Consider the following 21,636-nt stretch of genomic DNA (forward strand, 5'->3'; position numbering starts at 1 on the left):
CTTATCGATAACTCGCTATTTTTCAGATGAATTCGATTTAATTGATAAATACAACGGAACCAGAAAAGCGGCCAGTATTTTAACCCCAGATCATTGCTGCCCAACGCAGCATCAGCATTGCCGCACAAATAACCAGCAGGATCACCACCATCTTCCAGTGTTTCTTCGCAAAGCGGTTTGTTGGCATTGTTTTTTCCTGCTCCGGTGAAATGACTTTCTACAAGTGTAACAAAGACGTCAGGGTGTCAGTGAATTGATTTACATCATAGAGTGCACGTTGATTGTTGCTTTGATCGCATCCTAATGCCGTGTACACTGTCAAACGGTGTTATCAAAAAACGGGCGTAGGTCCAGTGTTACCAGTCAGGTGACCTGTGACATATTTCGCAGAGTGAAGCGGGAATCAGCCCAGACCTTTTTGATAATTTTAAATATTGAATCTTTGTATGTGCTCTTACGTGTGGGGCACCACTGCAAATAAGGATATAACATGCCTGTTATTACTCTTCCTGATGGCAGCCAACGCCATTACGACCACGCTGTAAGCCCCATGGATGTTGCGCTGGACATCGGTCCAGGTCTGGCTAAAGCGACTATTGCTGGCCGTGTTAACGGTGAACTGGTAGATGCTTCCGATCTGATTGAACATGATGCGAAACTCTCCATCATCACCGCGAAAGATGAAGAAGGTCTGGAGATCATTCGTCACTCTTGTGCGCACCTGTTAGGGCATGCGATCAAACAACTTTGGCCGAACACCAAAATGGCGATCGGACCGGTTGTTGACAACGGTTTTTACTACGATATCGATCTTGACCGTACGTTAACCCAGGAAGATGTCGACGCGCTCGAGAAGCGGATGCACGAGCTCGCTGAGAAAAACTACGATGTCATTAAGAAGAAAGTCAGCTGGTACGAAGCGCGCGAAACCTTCGTGAAGCGTGGCGAGACCTATAAAGTCTCTATTCTTGATGAAAACATCGCCCATGATGACAAGCCTGGCTTGTACCATCATGAAGAATATGTCGATATGTGCCGTGGCCCGCACGTGCCGAACATGCGTTTCTGCCATCACTTCAAACTGATGAAGACCGCAGGGGCATACTGGCGTGGCGACAGCAATAACAAGATGCTGCAGCGTATTTATGGTACTGCATGGGCCGATAAAAAAGCCCTGAATGCCTACCTGCAACGCCTGGAAGAAGCGGCCAAGCGAGACCACCGCAAAATTGGTAAGCAGCTTGACCTGTATCATATGCAGGAAGAAGCACCGGGTATGGTGTTCTGGCATAACGATGGCTGGACTATCTTCCGCGAGTTGGAAGTTTTTGTTCGCTCGAAACTGAAAGAATATCAGTACCAGGAAGTTAAAGGTCCGTTCATGATGGACCGTGTGCTGTGGGAAAAAACAGGTCACTGGGACAACTACAAAGATGCAATGTTCACGACCTCGTCTGAGAACCGTGAGTACTGCATTAAACCTATGAACTGCCCGGGCCACGTGCAGATCTTTAACCAGGGTCTGAAATCCTATCGCGATCTGCCGTTGCGTATGGCTGAATTTGGTAGCTGTCACCGTAACGAGCCGTCAGGTGCGCTGCACGGTCTGATGCGTGTACGTGGCTTTACTCAGGATGATGCACATATCTTCTGTACTGAAGAGCAGATTCGCGATGAAGTTAACGCCTGCATTCGTATGGTCTACGATATGTACAGCACCTTTGGCTTCGAGAAAATCGTCGTCAAACTGTCCACTCGCCCCGAAAAACGTATCGGTAGCGATGAAATGTGGGACCGTGCTGAAGCTGACCTGGCCGTTGCGCTGGAAGAAAACAACATCCCGTTTGAGTTCCAACTGGGTGAGGGCGCATTCTACGGTCCGAAAATTGAATTTACCCTGTATGACTGCCTCGATCGTGCATGGCAGTGCGGTACTGTACAGCTGGACTTCTCTCTGCCGTCCCGTTTAAGCGCCTCTTATGTTGGCGAAAACAACGAACGCCAGGTGCCGGTTATGATTCACCGCGCAATTCTTGGGTCGATGGAACGTTTCATTGGTATCCTGACCGAAGAGTTCGCTGGCTTCTTCCCGACCTGGCTTGCGCCGGTTCAGGTTGTGGTCATGAACATCACCGATTCTCAGTCTGAATACGTCAACGAATTAACGCAGAAACTACAAAATGCGGGTATTCGTGTAAAAGCAGACTTGAGAAATGAGAAGATAGGCTTTAAAATCCGCGAGCACACTTTACGTCGTGTCCCTTACATGTTGGTCTGTGGCGACAAAGAGGTAGAAGCAGGCAAAGTTGCCGTGCGCACCCGTCGTGGCAAAGACTTGGGCAGCCTGGACGTAAATGAAGTGATTGAGAAGCTGCAACAAGAGATTCGCAGCCGCAGTCTTCAACAACTGGAGGAATAAGGTATTAAAGGCGGAAAACGAGTTCAAACGGCACGTCCGAATCGTATCAATGGCGAGATTCGCGCCCTGGAAGTTCGCTTAACAGGTCTGGAAGGCGAAGCTTTGGGTATTGTGAGTCTGAGAGAAGCGATCGAAAAGGCTGAAGAAGCTGGAGTAGATTTAGTTGAAATCAGCCCTAACGCCGAACCGCCAGTTTGTCGTATTATGGACTACGGCAAGTTCCTTTATGAAAAGAGTAAGTCTTCTAAGGAACAGAAGAAAAAGCAAAAAGTTATCCAGGTTAAGGAAATTAAATTCCGTCCTGGCACCGACGATGGCGATTACCAGGTAAAACTCCGCAGCCTGGTACGCTTTCTGGAAGATGGCGATAAGGCTAAGATCACGCTGCGTTTTCGCGGTCGTGAGATGGCCCACCAACAGATCGGTATGGAAGTGCTCAACCGCGTCCGTGACGATTTGAGTGAACTGGCAGTAGTCGAATCCTTCCCTACGAAGATCGAAGGCCGCCAGATGATCATGGTGCTCGCTCCTAAGAAGAAACAGTAAGGCCTTCAAGTAGCAATGTCTGTGGAGCCTACGGGTTCCACAGCCGTTGTTCGCCTACGTTTCGTTTATTAACAATGCGAAGTGGAAGTTATTAAAATGCCAAAAATTAAGACCGTACGCGGTGCTGCTAAGCGTTTCAAAAAAACCGGTGGTGGTGGATTTAAGCGTAAGCACGCAAACCTGCGTCATATTCTGACCAAAAAATCTACTAAGCGTAAACGTCACCTGCGTCCAAAAGGCCTCGTGTCTAAAGGCGATCTGGGTCTGGTTATCGCGTGCCTGCCGTACGCATAAGCCGTTAACGTTTAATTCATTTTTTTACTAAGAATATAGAGACAGGAGAGCACATATGGCTCGCGTAAAACGTGGTGTAGTTGCCCGTGCACGTCACAAGAAAATTTTGAAACAAGCTAAAGGCTACTACGGTGCGCGTTCTCGCGTATACCGCGTTGCCTTCCAGGCTGTTATCAAAGCTGGTCAGTACGCTTATCGTGACCGTCGTCAGAAAAAGCGTCAGTTCCGTCAACTGTGGATTGCGCGTATCAACGCAGCAGCACGTCAGAACGGTATTTCTTACAGCAAATTCATCAACGGCCTGAAAAAAGCCTCTGTTGAAATCGACCGTAAGATCCTGGCTGACATCGCAGTATTCGACAAAGTAGCGTTCACCGCTCTGGTCGAAAAAGCGAAAGCAGCTCTGGCATAAGCCGGTGAAAAGAGGGAGCCTGGCTCCCTCTCTTTTATTTGTAGTGCAATCAATTAGTTGACAATTTATCCGTAAGCCTTTTCAATAAAGGTTGTCCGGTTTTTACCACACAAGGTAACGCAAGCATGAATGCTGCTATTTTCCGCTTCTTCTTTTACTTTAGCACCTGAAATCAGGAGGCTTGCGCGTGAAAGAAGAAACGGAAAACAGCGCCTAAAAGCCTCCCTGGTGGAGGCTTTTTTTATACGCGTCATCCTTCAAGTTGTCTCTGTATTGGCTGCATTCGCTCTTTTGCTGCGTTGATACAACTTGAATGATTTTGCGTATATACGAGCGACTAGTGAATATCGCAACATAACGAGGAAAACCATGTCACATCTCGCAGAGCTGGTTGCCAGTGCAACGGCCGCCATTAACCAGGCTTCAGATGTTGCCGCGTTAGACAATGTCCGCGTCGAATATTTGGGCAAGAAAGGGCACCTGACCCTTCAGATGACAACCCTGCGCGAGCTGCCACCGGAAGAGCGCCCGGCAGCAGGTGCGGTAATCAATGAAGCCAAAGAGCAGGTACAGCAAGCGCTGAACGCGCGTAAAGCCGAATTAGAAAGTGCCGCGCTGAACGCGCGCCTGGCTGAAGAAACTATCGATATCTCCCTGCCGGGACGCCGTATCGAAAATGGTGGACTCCACCCGGTAACGCGTACTATCGACCGTATTGAAAGTTTCTTCGGTGAGCTGGGCTTTACCGTGGCGACAGGTCCGGAAATCGAAGATGACTATCACAACTTCGATGCGCTGAACATTCCTGGCCATCACCCGGCGCGCGCTGACCACGACACTTTCTGGTTTGATGCAACGCGTCTGCTGCGCACACAGACTTCCGGCGTGCAGATCCGCACCATGAAGGAAAAACAGCCGCCGATCCGTATTATCGCCCCGGGCCGCGTTTATCGTAACGACTACGATCAGACGCACACCCCGATGTTCCATCAGATGGAAGGCCTGATCGTTGATACCAATATCAACTTCACCAACCTGAAAGGTACGCTGCACGATTTCCTGCGCAACTTCTTTGAAGAAGACCTGCAGGTTCGTTTCCGTCCTTCTTACTTCCCGTTCACTGAACCTTCTGCGGAAGTTGACGTGATGGGCAAAAACGGAAAATGGCTGGAAGTACTGGGCTGCGGCATGGTTCACCCGAACGTGCTGCGTAACGTTGGTATCGATCCAGAAATCTACTCCGGTTTTGCCTTCGGAATGGGGATGGAGCGTCTGACCATGCTGCGTTACGGCGTTACCGATCTGCGTTCTTTCTTCGAAAACGATCTGCGTTTCCTCAAACAGTTTAAATAAAGGCAGGGTAATACAATGAAATTCAGTGAACTGTGGTTACGCGAATGGGTTAACCCGGCGATTGATAGCGATGCGCTGTCAAACCAAATTACGATGGCGGGTCTGGAAGTTGACGGTGTGGAACCTGTTTCCGGCGCGTTCAACGGCGTTGTGGTGGGTGAAGTGGTTGAATGTGGCCAGCACCCGAACGCTGACAAACTGCGTGTCACCAAAGTGAATGTAGGCGGCGACCGTCTGCTGGATATCGTCTGCGGCGCGCCAAATTGCCGTCAGGGGCTGAAAGTGGCCGTGGCAACCGTGGGTGCCGTTCTGCCGGGCGATTTCAAAATCAAAGCCGCAAAACTGCGCGGTGAGCCGTCTGAAGGTATGCTGTGCTCATTCTCTGAGCTGGGTATTTCCGACGATCATAACGGGATTATCGAACTGCCTGCCGATGCGCCAATTGGCACCGATATCCGTGAATACCTTAAGCTTGACGACAACACTATCGAAATTAGCGTCACGCCGAACCGCGCCGACTGCTTAGGCATTATCGGTGTCGCACGTGATGTTGCTGTGCTGAACAAAGCTCCGCTGGTTGAGCCGGAAATCGCGCCTGTAGTGGCAACCATTAGCGACGTCCTGCCGATTCAGGTCGAAGCCGTAGAAGCCTGCCCTCGCTATCTGGGCCGCGTGGTTAAAGGCATCAATGTTAAAGCGCCGACACCGCTGTGGATGAAAGAAAAACTGCGTCGTTGCGGTATTCGTTCAATCGATGCCGTGGTTGACGTGACTAACTATGTGCTGCTCGAACTGGGCCAGCCGATGCACGCATTCGACAAAGACCGCATTGAAGGCGGAATTGTTGTCCGTATGGCAAAAGAGGGTGAAACCCTGGTATTGCTGGATGGCAGCGAAGCGAAGCTGAATGCGGATACGCTGGTGATTGCGGACCATAACAAAGCGCTGGCGATGGGCGGCATCTTTGGTGGCGAACATTCCGGCGTGAATGATGAAACGCAAAACGTCCTGCTGGAATGTGCATTCTTCAGCCCGCTGTCTATTACCGGTCGCGCACGTCGTCACGGTCTGCACACCGATGCTTCTCACCGCTATGAGCGTGGTGTTGATCCGGCTCTGCAACATAAGGCCATGGAACGTGCAACGCGCCTGCTGATCGATATCTGCGGTGGCGAAGCGGGTCCAGTCATTGACGTGACGAACGAAGACACGCTGCCAAAACGCGCAACCATTACGCTTCGTCGTAGCAAACTGGATCGTCTGATCGGACATCATATTGCGGATGAGCAGGTGAGCGACATTCTGCGTCGTCTGGGTTGTGACGTGACGGAAGGGCAGGATGAGTGGAAGGCTGCCGCGCCGAGCTGGCGTTTCGATATGGAAATCGAAGAAGACCTGGTCGAAGAAGTCGCCCGCGTATACGGCTACGACAATATCCCGAATACCCCAATTCAGGCAGGACTTATCATGGGTGAGCATCGAGAAGCGGATTTATCGCTGAAACGTGTAAAAACCATGCTGAATGACAAAGGCTACCAGGAAGTTATTACCTACAGCTTCGTCGACCCGAAAGTCCAGTCGCTGCTGCATCCGGGTGAAGAGGCGCTGCTGCTGCCAAGCCCAATCTCTATCGATATGTCAGCAATGCGTCTGTCTCTGTGGACCGGTTTGCTGTCCACGGTGGTTTATAACCAAAACCGTCAGCAAAACCGTGTGCGTATTTTTGAAACAGGTTTGCGTTTTGTACCGGATACGCAGGCTAACCTCGGGATCCGTCAGGATCTGATGCTGGCGGGCGTTATCTGCGGTAACCGTCATGATGAACACTGGAATCTGGCGAAAGAGACGGTTGATTTCTATGATCTGAAGGGCGATCTGGAAGCGGTTCTCGACCTGACAGGCAAACTGGCGGACATCCAGTTCAAAGCTGAAGCGAATCCAGCCCTGCATCCGGGTCAGTCTGCGGCGATTTATCTGAAAGGTGAACGTATTGGTTTCATTGGGGTTGTTCATCCTGAACTGGAACGTAAACTGGATCTGAACGGTCGCACTCTGGTGTTCGAACTGGAGTGGAATAAGCTCGCAGACCGCGTGGTGCCTCAGGCGCGTGAAGTTTCTCGCTTCCCGGCGAACCGCCGTGACATCGCCGTTGTTGTGGCAGAAAACGTTCCCGCAGCGGATATTTTATCCGAATGTAAGAAAGTTGGCGTAAATCAGGTAGTTGGCGTAAACTTGTTTGACGTGTACCGCGGTAAGGGTGTTGCGGAGGGTTATAAGAGCCTCGCTATCAGCCTGATCCTTCAGGATACCAGCCGTACACTTGAAGAAGAGGAGATTGCCGCTACCGTCGCCAAATGTGTAGAGGCATTAAAAGAGCGATTCCAGGCATCATTGAGGGATTGAACCTATGGCGCTTACAAAAGCTGAAATGTCAGAATATCTGTTTGATAAGCTTGGGCTTAGCAAGCGGGATGCCAAAGAACTGGTCGAGCTGTTTTTCGAAGAGATCCGTCGTGCTCTGGAAAACGGTGAGCAGGTAAAACTCTCTGGTTTTGGTAACTTCGATCTGCGTGATAAGAATCAACGTCCGGGACGTAACCCGAAAACGGGCGAAGATATTCCCATTACAGCACGGCGCGTGGTGACCTTCAGACCCGGGCAGAAGTTAAAAAGCCGGGTTGAAAACGCAACGCCCAAAGAAGAGTGATTTAACGATAAGCAAAGTATGACGCGTATAACTAAAAAGGCCGCTATGCGGCCTTTTTCCTTTTCACTACTGAATCAGCACCGTAGAATCTCCCCATCTTTTTTCAGCAGAATGGAAAACATGCTGACTTTCGCCCATCAACAGCAGCGACGAAACGTGCGCTGGATACTGTCTCTGTCAGTGCTGATGCTGCTGGCAACCATGATAAGTTTATGCGCAGGAGAACAGTGGATTGCTCCCGGCGATTGGTTTAGCGCTCGCGGCGATCTGTTCGTCTGGCAAATTCGACTGCCCCGTACACTTGCCGTATTGCTGGTAGGCGCCGCACTGGCCCTGGCTGGCGCGGTGATGCAGGCGCTGTTTGAAAACCCGCTCGCGGAGCCTGGTTTACTCGGCGTGTCTAATGGCGCGGGGGTAGGGCTTATTGCGGCTGTGCTGTTGGGGCAAGGGCGATTGCCCGGCTGGGCATTGGGCCTATGCGCCATTGCTGGCGCGCTGATTATCACCCTCATTCTTCTTCGTTTTGCCCGCCGACATTTATCGACCAGTCGTTTGCTGTTGGCCGGCGTGGCGCTGGGGATTATCTGCAGCGCGCTGATGACCTGGGCTATCTATTTTTCCACCTCTTTTGATCTTCGACAGTTGATGTACTGGATGATGGGGGGCTTCGGCGGCGTAGACTGGCATCAGGCCTGGCTCATGGTGGCATTGATTCCGGTGCTGGTGTGGATCTGCTGTCAGTCACAGCCGATGAATATGCTGGCGCTGGGGGAAACCTCCGCGCGCCAGCTGGGGCTGCCTTTATGGTTCTGGCGCAACTTGCTGGTGGTTGCCACGGGATGGATGGTTGGTGTGAGCGTGGCGCTGGCAGGGGCAATTGGTTTTATCGGGCTGGTAATCCCTCATATTCTGCGACTGTGTGGATTAACCGATCACCGCGTTTTACTCCCTGGGTGTGCGCTGGCGGGGGCAATTGCACTACTGTTTGCTGATGTTGTCGCACGTCTGGTACTGGCATCGGCTGAATTACCCATTGGCGTGGTGACGGCCACGATGGGCGCACCGGTATTTATCTGGTTATTGTTAAAAGCTGCGCGCTAGAAAGCGCAGGTTCGGTCTATGCTTAAAAGCTGAACAGGGTCATCCCACTATTCACCTGTTGTTCTGGAGATGCTATGCAAAACACGCTTTTTAATACGGAAGTGACAACCATCGACGGCGAGGCGACCTCATTGCAGGCGTATGCCGGAAATGTACTGTTAATCGTCAACGTAGCCTCAAAATGTGGGTTAACGCCGCAGTATGAGCAACTGGAAAACCTGCAGAAAACCTGGCATGGGCAGGGTTTCACCGTTCTGGGATTCCCCTGCAACCAGTTTCTGGGGCAGGAGCCCGGCAGTGAAGACGAGATTAAGACGTATTGCAGCACAACCTGGGGCGTTACCTTCCCGATGTTCAGTAAGATTGATGTCAATGGCGAAGCCCGCCATCCGTTGTATCAGAAGCTGATTGATGCGGCACCCACTGCGGTTGCACCTGCAGATAGCGGATTTTATGCGCGTATGGCGAGTAAAGGCCGGGCACCGCTCTACCCGGACGATATTCTGTGGAACTTCGAGAAGTTCTTAGTCGGTCGGGATGGACAGGTGCTGCAGCGTTATTCACCTGATATGACGCCTGAGGACCCGGTTCTTGTACACGCTATAAAGACTGCATTGGCCAACTAATGTCCCGATTAATGCTGCTACAGGATGTTGCGGAATCGACCCGACTCGGCCCGCTATCTGGTGAAATTAAAGCAGGAGAGATCCTGCATTTAGTGGGCCCCAACGGCGCGGGGAAAAGTACGTTGTTGGCGCGAATGGCGGGACTGACGACCGGAGAGGGGAGCATCACCTTTGGTGATACACCCCTCGGTGACTGGCCGGCAGCGAAGCTGGCGCAATATCGTGCTTATCTTGCGCAACAGCAAAATCCGCCTTTTGCGATGCCGGTCTGGCATTTTCTGACGCTGCATCAGCCTGATAAAGCGCGAACAGACCTGCTGCAGGAGGTGGCTGATGCGCTTGGGCTGGGAGATAAACTAGGACGTGGTGTTAATCAGCTTTCAGGGGGTGAATGGCAACGTGTGCGTCTGGCGGCCGTCATCCTGCAAATGAGCCCCCAGTCTAATCCGCATGGGCAACTTTTGTTGCTGGATGAGCCGATGAATAGCCTGGACGTGGCGCAACAAAACGCGCTGGACAGATTGTTGAGCCAGCTGTGTCTGCAGGGAATCGCCATTGTGATGAGCAGTCATGATCTTAACCATACGCTACGCCATGCGCACAAGGCGTGGTTGCTCAAGCGCGGAAAGCTGCTGGCGAGCGGTGCGCGTGATGTGGTGCTAACGCCAGCCAATCTGTCGTTAGCCTACGGTGTAAATTTCCGTCGCCTGGATATTGAAGGCCACAGAATGCTCATATCAACCACTTAAGTTAAATGGGTTCTTGAAAATCACATAATTTCCACGCTAAATTGACACAAAAATAAAAATCAGAGGATTCGTCCTGAATGCGCTTTTGGCTCCTTTTCATCACAGCATTGTTTTTGGCGGGGTGCAGCAGCCATCGTGCTCCTGCGCCAAATGCCCGACTGTCGGACTCTATCGCCGTTATCGCAGGTCTTAACGATCAGTTGCAAACCTGGCATGGTACTCCCTATCGCTATGGCGGTATGAGCCGTAGCGGGGTGGATTGTTCGGGATTTGTGTTGATGACAATGCGTGACAAATTCGATCTGCAACTCCCGCGCGACACGCGTACGCAATCAAAGATTGGTACTGAGATCGATAAAGATGATTTGCTACCCGGCGATCTGGTTTTCTTTAAAACGGGTTCCGGTGAAAGTGGTCTGCATGTCGGGATTTACGATACCAATAATCAATTTATCCATGCTTCAACCAGTCGCGGAGTGATGCGTTCTTCGCTGGATAACGTCTACTGGCGTAAAAACTTTTGGCAGGCGCGCCGAATTTAATCATTGCGGGTGACGAGATCGGCTCGCGGCTTTCTCGTCATCCGCATTTTAAATGTCAACTTTCACTTCTGCTGTTTGTCGGTCTATAACCCTGAACATTAAGAGCGTATCTTGCTAAAAATATGATTTATCCCGAGATATTAAAAAGTGCAAGGCTGGATATTCGTTTATAATCAGGATAAGCTAAAAAAAAAGGATTCGATTTACTGGCTAAAAAGGGAAAAATGAAAGGGCCTCAATTTGTATCAGCAGCAACGTATTTTTCCATCCTTTGCTACAGGATGCCGGATTACACCCATGCAGAGGGGCTGGCACAATGATTGTTTCACTGGATTATCTTTATCATTCAGAGTTCTCTTTTCTTCCTGCACGAAGTGAAAAAGGTGACCTTGAGTTCGTCGATATTGTTACAAACTTTGTCAGCCCGGATGGCGACGTACACATGCCAACAGAGCTGGTTATGCCCCGGATGTCAGACGACGAGCAATGCCGCTTATTTGCCGAGAAGCTGGAATTAATCGAAACGTGCCAACACTTTTTTATTCAACGCAAAATTCCGGCCTGGATTAATTTAACGCCAGCGGTCGCTAATACTTTATTATCAGACGCTGAATATGCTTCACGTGTTGAACGATTTTCATTTATTGAACTGACGATTAATGAAAGTTATCCAGAGTTAAACAGTGGCAAAGAAAATCCCACACTGGCGGCTCTGGCTGCGCGATTCCCATTAATACTGACAAACTACGGTGCCGGGGGCATATCCACGCGGGCAATTTTTGATGGTCTTTTCAAACGGGTCGTGCTGGATAAAAACTTTGTTCAACAACGGATTACACATATTTCGTTTGAGCCGTTTATGCGGGCTATTCTGGCGCAATTATCTCCCTGCTGCGAATCAATCATCATTAGCGGTATTGATACACAAGAGATGCTGACGCGGGTATTACCTTTGGGATTCAGCGCGATGCAAGGGGGACTGTGGCCGGCGGTATCACCGGCAAAAATTATTTCACTGGTAAAATGATAACCCTTTTATTTGCTGGTGTTTAACAGGCTATTAACAGTCTACACTAGAGACAGGAGGCCCTATGACCCTGTCTTTTACTACTCGCTGGCGTGATGAATTACCAGCAACCTATACCGCTCTTTCGCCCACCCCCCTGAAAAACGCGCGCATCATCTGGCATAACGATGCTCTGGCTGCGCAATTGGGTATTCCAACTGCGTTGTTTGATGTTTCTGGTGGGGCAGGTGTATGGGGGGGCGAATCGCTATTACCTGGGATGTCGCCTTTGGCGCAAGTTTATAGCGGGCATCAGTTCGGTGTCTGGGCTGGGCAGCTTGGCGATGGACGAGGGATTCTGCTGGGTGAGCAATTGCTTGCAGATGACACAACCCTTGACTGGCATCTGAAAGGCGCTGGATTAACGCCTTATTCCCGCATGGGGGATGGGCGCGCTGTGCTGCGCTCGACGATTAGAGAGAGCCTGGCCAGTGAAGCCATGCATTATTTGGGGGTACCTACAACCCGGGCCTTGTCGATTGTCACCAGCGAGACTCCGGTGCAGCGAGAGACCACTGAAGCAGGCGCGATGCTCATTCGCGTGGCACAAAGCCATATGCGTTTTGGCCATTTTGAGCACTTTTATTATCGTCGTGAACCGGAAAAAGTACGTCAGCTTGCTGACTTTGCGATCCGTCATTACTGGCCACAATGGCAGGAAGAGGCAAATAAGTATCAGTTGTGGTTTACGGATGTTGTTACACGTACCGCGACGTTAATGGCCGACTGGCAAGCCGTAGGCTTTGCGCATGGCGTGATGAACACGGACAACATGTCGATTCTTGGTCTGACGATGGATTATGGTCCCTTCGGTTTCCTTGATGATTACGTGCCAGATTTTGTCTGCAACCACTCCGATCATCAGGGGCGCTATAGTTTTGATAATCAGCCTGCTGCAGCTTTGTGGAACCTACAACGTCTGGCGCAGACGCTGTCGCCATTCATCCCGGTTGATGTGCTCAATGATGCGCTGGACGGTTATCAACTGGCCTTGCTAACCCGCTATGGGCAACGAATGCGGCAAAAACTGGGTTTCTTTAGTGAGCAGAAAAACGATAACGAAATCCTTAGCGAACTGTTTAGCCTGATGGCGCGGGAAGGTAGCGACTATACGCGAACGTTCCGCATGCTCAGCCAAACTGAGCAACACAGCACCTTGTCCCCACTGCGCGATGAGTTTATTGACCGTGCGGCATTTGACGACTGGTTCACTCGTTACCGCACGCGCCTGCAACAAGACAATGTGGCTGACGTAGTCAGACAAGCGCAGATGAAGACGGAGAATCCGGCTATGGTGCTACGTAACTGGCTGGCACAGCGAGCAATTAGCCAGGCAGAGCAGGGTGATTATACCGAACTACATCGGTTACACGCTGCGTTACGTACGCCGTTTATCGATCGGGATGATGATTATATCAGCCGTCCACCTGACTGGGGCAAACGGCTGGAGGTGAGCTGTTCGAGCTAAGGCGCGAGAAAAACTTGTGGGGATGCGTTGGCCGGGTGTTGGCCAACGTGAACCTGAGCACCGTACCAGCGTATCAGATCATCAGCCTGTAACACGGCGTCGGGCGTCCCTTGAGACACAATGCTTCCTTGATGGAGCAGTATGATCCGGTCAGCCCACAGTGCTGCCAGATTGAGATCGTGAAGGATGATGCAAACATGCAATTCTCCTGAAGCGGTGAGTGTCTTTAGTAATCTCAGCAGATGTTGCTGATGGTACAGATCTAACGCTGACGTCGGTTCGTCGAGAAATAGCCAACCGCGAGGTCCGGCGTTGCACCACAATTGTGCCAGCGCACGGGCTAACTGAACGCGTTGTTGTTCGCCACCGGAAAGCGCGGCGTATTGCTTGCCCGCCAACGGTGTGCAGCCGGTGACTGCCATTACCTGTGCGATAAGCTCGTGCTCGGGATGTTGGGACCAGGGGGCACGGCCCATCGCGATAACGGCTTCTGTCTGCCAGTCAAAACCTACCTGCGTTTGCTGACGCATAACCGCGCGATGGCGTGACAGCGACTGCGTACTCCAGTCAGCCAGTGATTTGCCATCTAACAAACAGCGTCCGGCAGTCGGTTTAAGAAAGCCGGTCAACAGACGTAGCAGGGTGGATTTTCCCGCACCATTCGGCCCGATTAACGCGACCAGTTCACCTTTAGCGAGTTTGAGCGATACGTCGTCAATTACTGAGCGATAAGCAAGGCGATAGTGAAGTCCTTCGGCAATAAAATGTTCAGCCATGCGCTCCTCGCTGACGAAAAATAAGCCATAAAAACCACGGTGCGCCGAGAAGACTGGTCAACAGACCGACCGGCATTTCCGCAGGCGCAACTGCGGTGCGGGCGAGAGTATCGGCAATCAGTAGTAAAAATGCGCCAGCCAGAACGGAACCGGGGATCACGGCCCGATGGTCTGATCCGAGCCACATACGCATTAAATGCGGAACAACCAAACCGATGAACCCAATGACTCCGCTGACCGCTACAGCAGCGGCCACGAGTAATGCGCTGCACAACAACAAAATACGTTGGATCATCCGAACATCAACGCCGAGATAATGCGCCTCCTCCTCACCCAGTTGTAGCAGGTTCAGCGCCGGAGCCAGACGCCAGATGATCAGCACCGTCGGGATAGTCAGTGACGTGACAGCTAGTAGCGTGGACCACTGCGCGGCTCCCAGACTTCCCATCCCCCACAACGACAACTGGCGCAACTGCGCATCATTGCTGATCCACGACAAAACGCCAACCGCCGCTCCGCAGAGCGCATTAATAGCAATACCGACCAGTAACAGACGTGAGAGCGAACCGTCGCGCTGTTGGCTGAGGATAAAAATCACTACCGTTGCCGCCAGCGCACCGAGAAAAGCGGCCAGCATCGGGGCGTACAGCATCAACAGCGCGGGTAAAGAGACAGGCAGCACTACCCACAAAGCGACGGCGCAGGCCGCACCGCTGCTAATACCCAGTAGCCCTGGATCGGCAAGCGGGTTGCGAAACAATCCCTGCATGACGCAACCTGCCAGTGCCAGTGAGCCGCCAATCACCAGCGCCAGCAGAACGCGCGGTAGCCGAATGGTGAGCCAGATTTGACGCAAAGCATCATCTCCGTCCTGCCAGAGCAGGCTTACCGGCAGGCGCAACGCGCCAAAACCGGTCGCCAGTATCGTCATTACACCCAGCATAAAGGCCAGAGTCCATAACGAGCAGGTGATTCGTCGGGCCATCAGGGCAATTGCTCCGCTTTGGCGCGTAGCTGCAAAATGGCCTGTGGCGTGCGAACGCTGAAGCCCAGTAATGCCATATCATCAATCTGCAGTACCTGCTTATTGCGCCCGGCAGGCGTTTGCGCAAGTCCAGGCAGTGCCCACAGGTTAGCTTCACCACCAACGGCCTGAATACCATCCCGTGAGATCACCACCAGGTCGGGCTGGCTGGCAATGACGCCTTCTTGTGATAACGGCTGGTAACGGCTAAAACCCTGCATTGCGTTACGTAAGCCGGCTGCGCGAATAGCGGCATCAGCCCCCGTATCCTGTCCTGCAGCCATTGCGGTCATTCCACCATGATTGAGAATAAACAGAACGCGTTTATCAAGCTTCGTGGCGGGTAATGCCGCGAGTTCCTGCCGTAATGTGTTGCGCAGGGCTTCGCCTTTAGCCTCCTGGTGTGTCGCCTGCGCAATGACCTGCACTTTCTCATCAATCAGGCTAAGCGTATTACTGGCAGGGACCGTGACAACCCTGACGTTGCTGTGTTCGACCTGCTTCAGGGCCAGAGAAGGCTGCGCTTGTGCGCTGGCTAACACCAGAGTAGGGCGGGTAGCCAGGATACCTTCGGCGTTGAGCTGACGTAAATAGCCTACATCGGGTAATTGGGTCGCTTCCTGTGGCCACTGACTGGTGCTGTCACGTGCCACGAGGGATGATTGCGCATCCAGCGCATACACAATTTCGGTGACGTCGCCACCGAGAGCCACAACGCGTTCTTCGTCAGCAGCCAGCGCTGCGATGGGCAGCAGCGCAATCAGGACCAGCAGTTTTTTCATGCGGCCAGTCCTTTTGGCGTTAAGGCATCGATCTGCGCTCGCCATTGTGTTTGCTCTGGTTCCCCTTCCGTACGCTGTCCATAAAGCTGGGCAATTTGCGTGCCATCGGCAGCAAACAGTTCCAGACTGGTGACGTGGCCATCGGCGGTCGGTTTGCGCGTTACCCACGTTTCGGCTACACACTCTTCCAGCAGATGCAGGGTAAAGGTCGGGTTGAAAATATTCAGCCAGCCTTTCATCGGCACCAGTTTTTCTATTACGCCGGTAAAAATCTGTACGCAGCCGCGATTACCCACGAAAACCATAATTTCATTGCCATCCTGGCGCGCGGTATCAAGTAACTGCGCCAGTGCGCTATTAGAAACTTTACAGGCCAGATCGTCGCCCACCAGATTAAATGCCTGTTGACGGGTGAGATCGTGGCGTTTCAGCAGACCGAAGAACTGATGTACATCGGTCATCGCTCGCCACTCTTGATCAACAGTCTGCGCATCGACCGTGATGACGGCTGGCGCAGAAGTGTTGGCAGGTTGCAGTACCAGTGGCGGGTTTTCAGCGAAGATGAAACGGGTCAGCAACGCAGCCCATTCCTCAACGAGGGTATTCTGTGTGGCATAGACTTTCAGCAGCGCATCCCCCTGATGGTCAAAGAACTGAATGCTCTGACGCTCGCCGTGGGCGGTGGTCTCACTGATATGAAAAGCGCTTGCCCACTGATTAAGGAACAGGCGCAGGTCGAGGGCGCGCGGATTAAGAACCAGTCCGGCATGACCGTTCAGGTGTTGATTGGTAAAAGCGCCAACCTGTTCATGCACCGCATATTCGTTGCGGCAAATGCATTTGGTTTCGCCTACGGCTTCCAGTGCGCCGAGTATTTCGCGGACTTCGCCACGTAAGCGCCAGGCGTCATGGCCGACGCGCGCAAAGGTCAGTTCGGCTTCGCTAATATTCATCAACCCTGCAATGTCACGTGCGTATTTACCGGGATTTTCTTTCTTCAGTTCCAGCCAGCGTGTGTAATGATTCATTGTCTCTTCCTTCCAGATTGCTACCCCGGCGAACCGGGGAAAAGTGATTACCACTGATAACTCACGAAAATTTTGCCATTGCGACCATCCTGTGGGATGCCCTGCGGCGACCAGTACTCTTTGTCGAAGGCGTTGCCCAGCACCAGCGTGGTGGTCATGCCTTTCAGCGCTTGTTGCCCCTGATAGCTCACGTAGAAATCGTTTACCGCATAGCCAGGCTGTTTAGCGTAGCTGCTGCTGATATGCGTGGAGCGGTCCGCAAATGTGCCTATCCAGCCGACTGAGAAACCGCTGTGTGCCACGGGTATGTTCAGTTTGCTGGTGACGGTATCCGGGTTAATGCTGGAAATGTATTCGCCCGTGTCAGTATCTTTGCCGCGTGTGCGGTTATAGGCCATATCGAGACTGAACAGATCGGCGGAGTACTTCGCCATCACGTCCCAGCCCCAGATTTTGGCGTTGGGGACGTTATAGGACATGGTTGTCGCGGCAGCAAAGTCGACGCTGGTGGAGATGTAATCTTTCGCTTTGGTGTCGAAATAGCTGGCTTTAAATTCGAGCGAATCGCTCGCCATCAGCAGATCGTCAAAGCGCAGGCCAAATCCGTACTCCTGCGTTTCGTTGGTTTCCGGGCGCAGGTTAGGGTTTGGCACCCAGTAGTTAGTGTAGAAACGACCAATCGAGAAGTGTTTTGCATCGTTATACATCTCGCCCATAGTCGGGGCGCGGAAGGCCTGAGCCCAGGACCCGAACAGCATCAGCCAGTCGGCTGGCGTAACGGTCATTCCTGCGCGGGACGACCATTTGTCGGCATCGACATCCGCGTAACCATCGCTGCTACCGCGATATGAGTCATAGCGTGTACCACCCAGCAATGTTACGGGCAGATCTCGCAGGGTGATTTCATCCTGCAGCCAGCCGGAGCTAAAATCAATTTTTGCCTCAGGGAAACCGGTCGTCGCACCTCCGGGGCGTTGTTCCTGGCGATAGTACTCACCACCGTAAGTTAACAGGTGAGAAGCAAAGGAGTCGGTAAACAACCGGCTGCGGTTATCAATTTTTCCGCCTTTGGTCGTTTGTTTGCGAAACTCATTAGTCGCATCCGGATTCTGGGCATTAATGCGAGCCTCGGACCAGTAAAGGCGAGCATCAGCGTTCAGCCAGTCATTGTCCACAGGGGCGAGCGTGTAGGTCAGTTGCGCATCACGCTGGATGGTTGAACGGTCGGTCATCGGGTTGCTGGTGGCATCCGCCGCGCTGGTTTGTGGGTTCTTAGGTTCACGGGCGTCATTGTTGTAGTAGCGCAACGAGCCTGCCAGCGTCTGGGCGCTGTCAATTTCCCAACTGCCTTTCGCCAGCATATTGTTGATCGCTTCATCGTTTGGCGCTGTAGTGCCGTCGCTCTGGCGCAAATCACCGCGATCGCGACTCGACCATGCAAGCAGTCCGTCCAGCGTATCGGTACGCCCAAATGCGCTGGCGCCCATACCGAGGCTGTGATCGCCGGTTGCCGCAGTACCGAACACGCGGTAACCGCTGTTTTGTCCGGCTTCCAGCAGATCTTTGGCATCCGCAGTGTCATAGGCGATCACGCCGCCGAGCGCACCGCTGCCATACAGCAGAGCAGAAGGGCCGCGCACGACTTCGATGCGTTTGATAAGCGCCGGGTCGAGGAAGGTACTGTTCAGGTGTCCGGTGTCGGTGCCCTGACGAACGCCGTCAACCAGCACCAGAACGCCGCGGCGGTCATAGCCGCGCAGATTCACGTCCTGGCCGTTGGTGCGGCCCGTGCCATCGAGGGTCAGACCCGGAACCGTCCGCAACAGATCGGCTGCCGAACTGGCGGTCTGGTTTTCCGGGGCGGTGGCATCAATCACGCTGACCATCATCGGTGCTTCAAAGGCACTACGGGCATTGCCGGTGGCGGTGACGGTCATATCTTCGACCGCCGCATACGCGAAAGTGGGCAGGCTACTGACAATCGCCAGCGCCAATAGCGAGGGACGCAGGGATGCAGTGTGCAGGTATGGCATAGCAACTCTCCATTAGGAAATCGAAAGCGCTGGCTGCCTGGGTATCACCTGGGTGGCTGGCGAAAGGTGTTGTTTATTTGGTCAGAATGAGTTTTCCGGCTTGGGTCTGGCGCAGCAAGTAATGCTGACCATCATGTTCTATGATCACGCGTCCTTATTTACCCAGCAGGCTTTTACTGTCAATTCGACGCTCATTTGGCATGACAGAAGGCGGTGTTTTTTCTTTTGCAGGCGTTGCTGTAGTGTTATCCATACGTGACATAGTGTTTAAAAATAACAATCAATGTAACAATGATAATCATTATCAATAAACTGAGAATTTGCATCAAGTCTTTTTGTGAAATAATTGTGACGGGATCAAATTTGCGGGATTGTGCTGCATTAAAAAAGCCCGGTCGCATTACGCTGACCGGGCCTGGATGGGCACGAACCTTAGGTCGGGTCAGGCGAAACCACCGCCCGGGCATGATGTTAGAATCGACTGTCTACCGCCGCGGCGAGTTTTTCGACCAGCAGTTCCGTATCTTCCCAGTTCAGGCAGGGATCGGTGATTGACTGACCATAAACCAGTGGCTGGCCGCTGACGATTTTTTGCGTACCTTCGCGTAAGAAACTTTCCGCCATGATCCCGGCTATTGCCGTCGAACCATTGCGAATCTGCTGACAGACGTCATCGCACACTTCTAACTGACGGCGATGCTGCTTCTGGCAATTGCCATGGCTGAAATCCACCACCAGATGCTCCGGCAGAGAGAATTCATGCAGCGTATCGCACGCAGCGGCAATATCTTCGGCAGAGTAGTTCGGCTTTTTACCACCGCGCATGATGATATGACCGTAGGGATTGCCGCTGGTCTGATAGATAGTCATCTGCCCGGTTTTATCCGGTGAGAGGAACATGTGGCTGGCGCGTGACGCGCGAATAGCATCGACGGCGATACGCGTGTTGCCATCTGTTCCGTTTTTGAACCCGACAGGGCAGGAGAGCGCGGAAGCCATTTCACGGTGAATTTGGCTCTCTGTGGTGCGTGCGCCAATTGCGCCCCAGCTGATCAGATCAGCAATAAACTGACCTGTCACCATATCGAGGAATTCAGTGGCCGTCGGTACACCCAGTTCGTTGACCTGTAACAGCAGTTTACGTGCCAGCTCAATACCATGATTTACACGATAGCTGCCATTCAAGTCCGGGTCGGAAATGAGGCCTTTCCAGCCCACGACGGTACGCGGTTTTTCAAAATAGGTACGCATCACGATTTCCAGACGCGCCTGGTGTTTAGTGCGCAGTGCCTGCAAACGCGTGGCGTATTCCATGGCGGCATCGAGATCGTGAATCGAGCATGGTCCAACGATGACCAGCAAGCGAGGATCTTCACCATTCAAGATTTTTTCTATCCGGCGTCGGGAATCCGTAACATGGCGGGCGACGGAGGACGAAACAGGATGCCGTTGCGCAAGCTCTGCTGGAGTGACCAGGTTGTCAATACGCGCAGTACGGAGTTCATCGGTTCTGTTCATTACTTATCTCAGAAATTTGTTGCTTCAACGGCAGGACTACCGGGAAGTGATGTACATCACAATATCACACTCATCCTGCCTGGTGGCGAGCATAATAACAAAAAATCGAACCAATGCACTAGCATTCTAGTACATGCGGCGATTCAGCCCCATAATGTCGAGGATCTTGGTGGCAATCTCTTCTACCGAGTAATTGGTACTGTTCAGCCATGGGATCTGGTTTTTTCGGTACAGCGCTTCTACCTCAGCAACTTCCATTCGGCACTGGCGCAGCGAAGCGTACCGGCTGTTCTCCCGGCGCTCTTCGCGGATCGCCGCCAGGCGCTCAGGGTCGATGGTCAGGCCGAATAATTTATGCTGCAACGGCTTCAGAGAGGCGGGCAGCACCAGATTATCCATATCATCGGCAATAAAGGGGTAGTTGGCCGCACGGATACCAAACTGCATAGCCAGATACAAACTGGTCGGGGTTTTGCCGCAACGAGAAACGCCAAGCAGGATCACCTGCGCCTGATCGAGGTTGCGCAACGAAATACCGTCGTCGTGCGCGAGGGTATAATCAATGGCGGCAATACGCGCATCGTACTTGTTGAGGTTGCCGGGATTCAGGCCGTGCGTGCGATGTGCGATCGGCGTGGGGTCGAGTTTCATCTCATGTTGCAGCGGCGCGACCAGTGCCTGGACGATGTCCTGGCAAAAACCTTCACTTTGTAAAATGATCGAGCGAATTTCCGGCAACACGATGGAGTAGAACACCAGAGGACGCACACCCGTTTGTTGATAAATGGCGTCAATCTGGTCTTTAACCGCCCGCGCGCGACTCTCATTTTCAACAAACGGCAGCGTAATGCTGCTGATCGTGACCGGAAATTGCGACATTACCGCGTGACCCAATACCTCTGCGGTGATGGCTGTGCCATCAGAAATATAAAATACATGACGATCAACAGCATTATCCATTTTGCTCATCCTGGGGGCAGACATAATTCTCTGAAAGCATAAATTAAAATTCGTCAGAAGCGAATATTGCTGCATCAGTTTTATAAAGTGAAACAGTATTTTTATATTTAATGAAAAGTACATTTCATTTTTCGGAACAAATGTTTATACCGACTGATTTTGTGGTGATCCCGTGCCGTTCGCGGGTTTGCGCAAATGCGGAAAGAATCTGAAAAAATAAAAAATAAAGTTG

The 21,636-nt window shown here is 52.2% G+C and carries 22 protein-coding genes, 1 pseudogene and 1 other annotated feature; of the genes and pseudogenes, 14 read left to right on the forward strand and 9 right to left on the reverse strand.

The window, feature by feature from the left end; translation table 11 throughout:
* Positions 1-79 precede the first annotated feature (79 nt).
* Positions 80-187: a small membrane protein YniD gene (gene yniD / locus OGY19_RS08180; protein WP_003030590.1), complete on the reverse strand. Its 108-nt coding sequence runs from the start codon at positions 185-187 to the stop codon at positions 80-82.
* Positions 188-490: 303 nt separating this feature from the next.
* Between yniD and thrS the strand changes: the two genes are divergently transcribed.
* The 14 genes from thrS to selO all read left to right on the forward strand — a co-directional run bounded on the left by thrS (position 491) and on the right by selO (position 13,283).
* The gene (gene thrS, locus OGY19_RS08185; RefSeq protein WP_040233697.1) at positions 491-2,419 is read left to right on the forward strand and encodes a threonine--tRNA ligase; all 1,929 of its coding nucleotides are present in this window, start codon (positions 491-493) and stop codon (positions 2,417-2,419) included.
* Positions 2,420-2,422: 3 nt separating this feature from the next.
* Positions 2,423-2,965, forward strand: a complete 543-nt coding sequence (infC, locus tag OGY19_RS08190) for a translation initiation factor IF-3 (protein WP_048997935.1) — start codon at positions 2,423-2,425, stop codon at positions 2,963-2,965.
* A 96-nt stretch (positions 2,966-3,061) separates the two neighbouring features.
* Positions 3,062-3,259: a 50S ribosomal protein L35 gene (gene rpmI, locus OGY19_RS08195; RefSeq protein ID WP_003030583.1), complete on the forward strand. Its 198-nt coding sequence runs from the start codon at positions 3,062-3,064 to the stop codon at positions 3,257-3,259.
* A gap of 55 nt (positions 3,260-3,314) precedes the next feature.
* Positions 3,315-3,671, forward strand: coding sequence for a 50S ribosomal protein L20 (rplT, locus tag OGY19_RS08200; protein ID WP_003030578.1), 357 nt, complete (start codon positions 3,315-3,317; stop codon positions 3,669-3,671).
* Between the two features lie 120 nt (positions 3,672-3,791).
* Positions 3,792-3,916 (forward strand) — a sequence feature (Phe leader region).
* The gene (pheM, locus tag OGY19_RS08205) at positions 3,797-3,841 is read left to right on the forward strand and encodes a pheST operon leader peptide PheM (RefSeq protein WP_001386830.1); all 45 of its coding nucleotides are present in this window, start codon (positions 3,797-3,799) and stop codon (positions 3,839-3,841) included. It overlaps the preceding feature by 45 nt.
* 124 nt (positions 3,917-4,040) lie before the next feature.
* Positions 4,041-5,024, forward strand: a complete 984-nt coding sequence (gene pheS / locus OGY19_RS08210) for a phenylalanine--tRNA ligase subunit alpha (RefSeq protein ID WP_003832580.1) — start codon at positions 4,041-4,043, stop codon at positions 5,022-5,024.
* Positions 5,025-5,039: 15 nt separating this feature from the next.
* Positions 5,040-7,427 carry a phenylalanine--tRNA ligase subunit beta gene (gene pheT / locus OGY19_RS08215; protein ID WP_115602133.1) on the forward strand — a complete coding sequence of 796 codons (2,388 nt, stop codon included), beginning with the start codon at positions 5,040-5,042 and terminating at the stop codon, positions 7,425-7,427.
* A gap of 4 nt (positions 7,428-7,431) precedes the next feature.
* Positions 7,432-7,731, forward strand: a complete 300-nt coding sequence (gene ihfA, locus OGY19_RS08220; RefSeq protein WP_003030571.1) for an integration host factor subunit alpha — start codon at positions 7,432-7,434, stop codon at positions 7,729-7,731.
* Positions 7,732-7,851: 120 nt separating this feature from the next.
* Complete coding sequence (btuC, locus tag OGY19_RS08225) at positions 7,852-8,832, forward strand: vitamin B12 ABC transporter permease BtuC (RefSeq protein ID WP_101741707.1); 981 nt, start codon at positions 7,852-7,854, stop codon at positions 8,830-8,832.
* Positions 8,833-8,906: 74 nt separating this feature from the next.
* Positions 8,907-9,458: a glutathione peroxidase gene (locus tag OGY19_RS08230; RefSeq protein ID WP_048211871.1), complete on the forward strand. Its 552-nt coding sequence runs from the start codon at positions 8,907-8,909 to the stop codon at positions 9,456-9,458.
* Positions 9,458-10,207, forward strand: coding sequence for a vitamin B12 ABC transporter ATP-binding protein BtuD (gene btuD / locus OGY19_RS08235; protein WP_115602132.1), 750 nt, complete (start codon positions 9,458-9,460; stop codon positions 10,205-10,207). The genes OGY19_RS08230 and btuD overlap by 1 nt, the downstream gene beginning before the upstream one ends.
* 77 nt (positions 10,208-10,284) lie before the next feature.
* Positions 10,285-10,749, forward strand: a complete 465-nt coding sequence (locus tag OGY19_RS08240) for an NlpC/P60 family protein (protein WP_003832591.1) — start codon at positions 10,285-10,287, stop codon at positions 10,747-10,749.
* A 316-nt stretch (positions 10,750-11,065) separates the two neighbouring features.
* Positions 11,066-11,776: an EAL domain-containing protein gene (locus OGY19_RS08245; protein ID WP_048211869.1), complete on the forward strand. Its 711-nt coding sequence runs from the start codon at positions 11,066-11,068 to the stop codon at positions 11,774-11,776.
* 64 nt (positions 11,777-11,840) lie between these two features.
* Positions 11,841-13,283 (forward strand): protein adenylyltransferase SelO, encoded by a 1,443-nt coding sequence (gene selO / locus OGY19_RS08250; protein WP_115602130.1) that lies wholly within the window; start codon positions 11,841-11,843, stop codon positions 13,281-13,283.
* Here selO and OGY19_RS08255 read toward each other — a convergent pair.
* From OGY19_RS08255 to ppsR, 8 genes and pseudogenes are all read right to left on the reverse strand, one after another.
* Entirely contained in the window at positions 13,280-14,059 is a 780-nt protein-coding gene (locus OGY19_RS08255; protein WP_048211867.1) for a heme ABC transporter ATP-binding protein, read from the reverse strand. The two genes, selO and OGY19_RS08255, sit on opposite strands and share 4 nt — an antisense overlap.
* Positions 14,052-15,044, reverse strand: coding sequence for a FecCD family ABC transporter permease (locus OGY19_RS08260; protein ID WP_115602129.1), 993 nt, complete (start codon positions 15,042-15,044; stop codon positions 14,052-14,054). The genes OGY19_RS08255 and OGY19_RS08260 overlap by 8 nt, the downstream gene beginning before the upstream one ends.
* Positions 15,044-15,865, reverse strand: a complete 822-nt coding sequence (locus OGY19_RS08265; RefSeq protein WP_286596314.1) for a heme/hemin ABC transporter substrate-binding protein — start codon at positions 15,863-15,865, stop codon at positions 15,044-15,046. The genes OGY19_RS08260 and OGY19_RS08265 overlap by 1 nt, the downstream gene beginning before the upstream one ends.
* Positions 15,862-16,893, reverse strand: coding sequence for a hematinate-forming heme oxygenase ChuS (chuS, locus tag OGY19_RS08270; RefSeq protein ID WP_048211864.1), 1,032 nt, complete (start codon positions 16,891-16,893; stop codon positions 15,862-15,864). The genes OGY19_RS08265 and chuS overlap by 4 nt, the downstream gene beginning before the upstream one ends.
* A 47-nt stretch (positions 16,894-16,940) precedes the next feature.
* Positions 16,941-18,926 carry a TonB-dependent hemoglobin/transferrin/lactoferrin family receptor gene (locus tag OGY19_RS08275; RefSeq protein WP_286596317.1) on the reverse strand — a complete coding sequence of 662 codons (1,986 nt, stop codon included), beginning with the start codon at positions 18,924-18,926 and terminating at the stop codon, positions 16,941-16,943.
* 73 nt (positions 18,927-18,999) lie between these two features.
* Positions 19,000-19,188: pseudogene (gene hemP / locus OGY19_RS08280) on the reverse strand (hemin uptake protein HemP).
* A gap of 209 nt (positions 19,189-19,397) precedes the next feature.
* Complete coding sequence (gene aroH, locus OGY19_RS08285) at positions 19,398-20,444, reverse strand: 3-deoxy-7-phosphoheptulonate synthase AroH (RefSeq protein ID WP_005120291.1); 1,047 nt, start codon at positions 20,442-20,444, stop codon at positions 19,398-19,400.
* 126 nt (positions 20,445-20,570) lie between these two features.
* Positions 20,571-21,404: a posphoenolpyruvate synthetase regulatory kinase/phosphorylase PpsR gene (ppsR, locus tag OGY19_RS08290; RefSeq protein WP_003030553.1), complete on the reverse strand. Its 834-nt coding sequence runs from the start codon at positions 21,402-21,404 to the stop codon at positions 20,571-20,573.
* Between the last annotated feature and the right edge of the window lie 232 nt (positions 21,405-21,636).

Origin of the sequence: Citrobacter sp. Cy070 (genome assembly GCF_030332245.1) — a bacterium.
Taxonomy (GTDB): domain Bacteria; phylum Pseudomonadota; class Gammaproteobacteria; order Enterobacterales; family Enterobacteriaceae; genus Citrobacter; species Citrobacter youngae.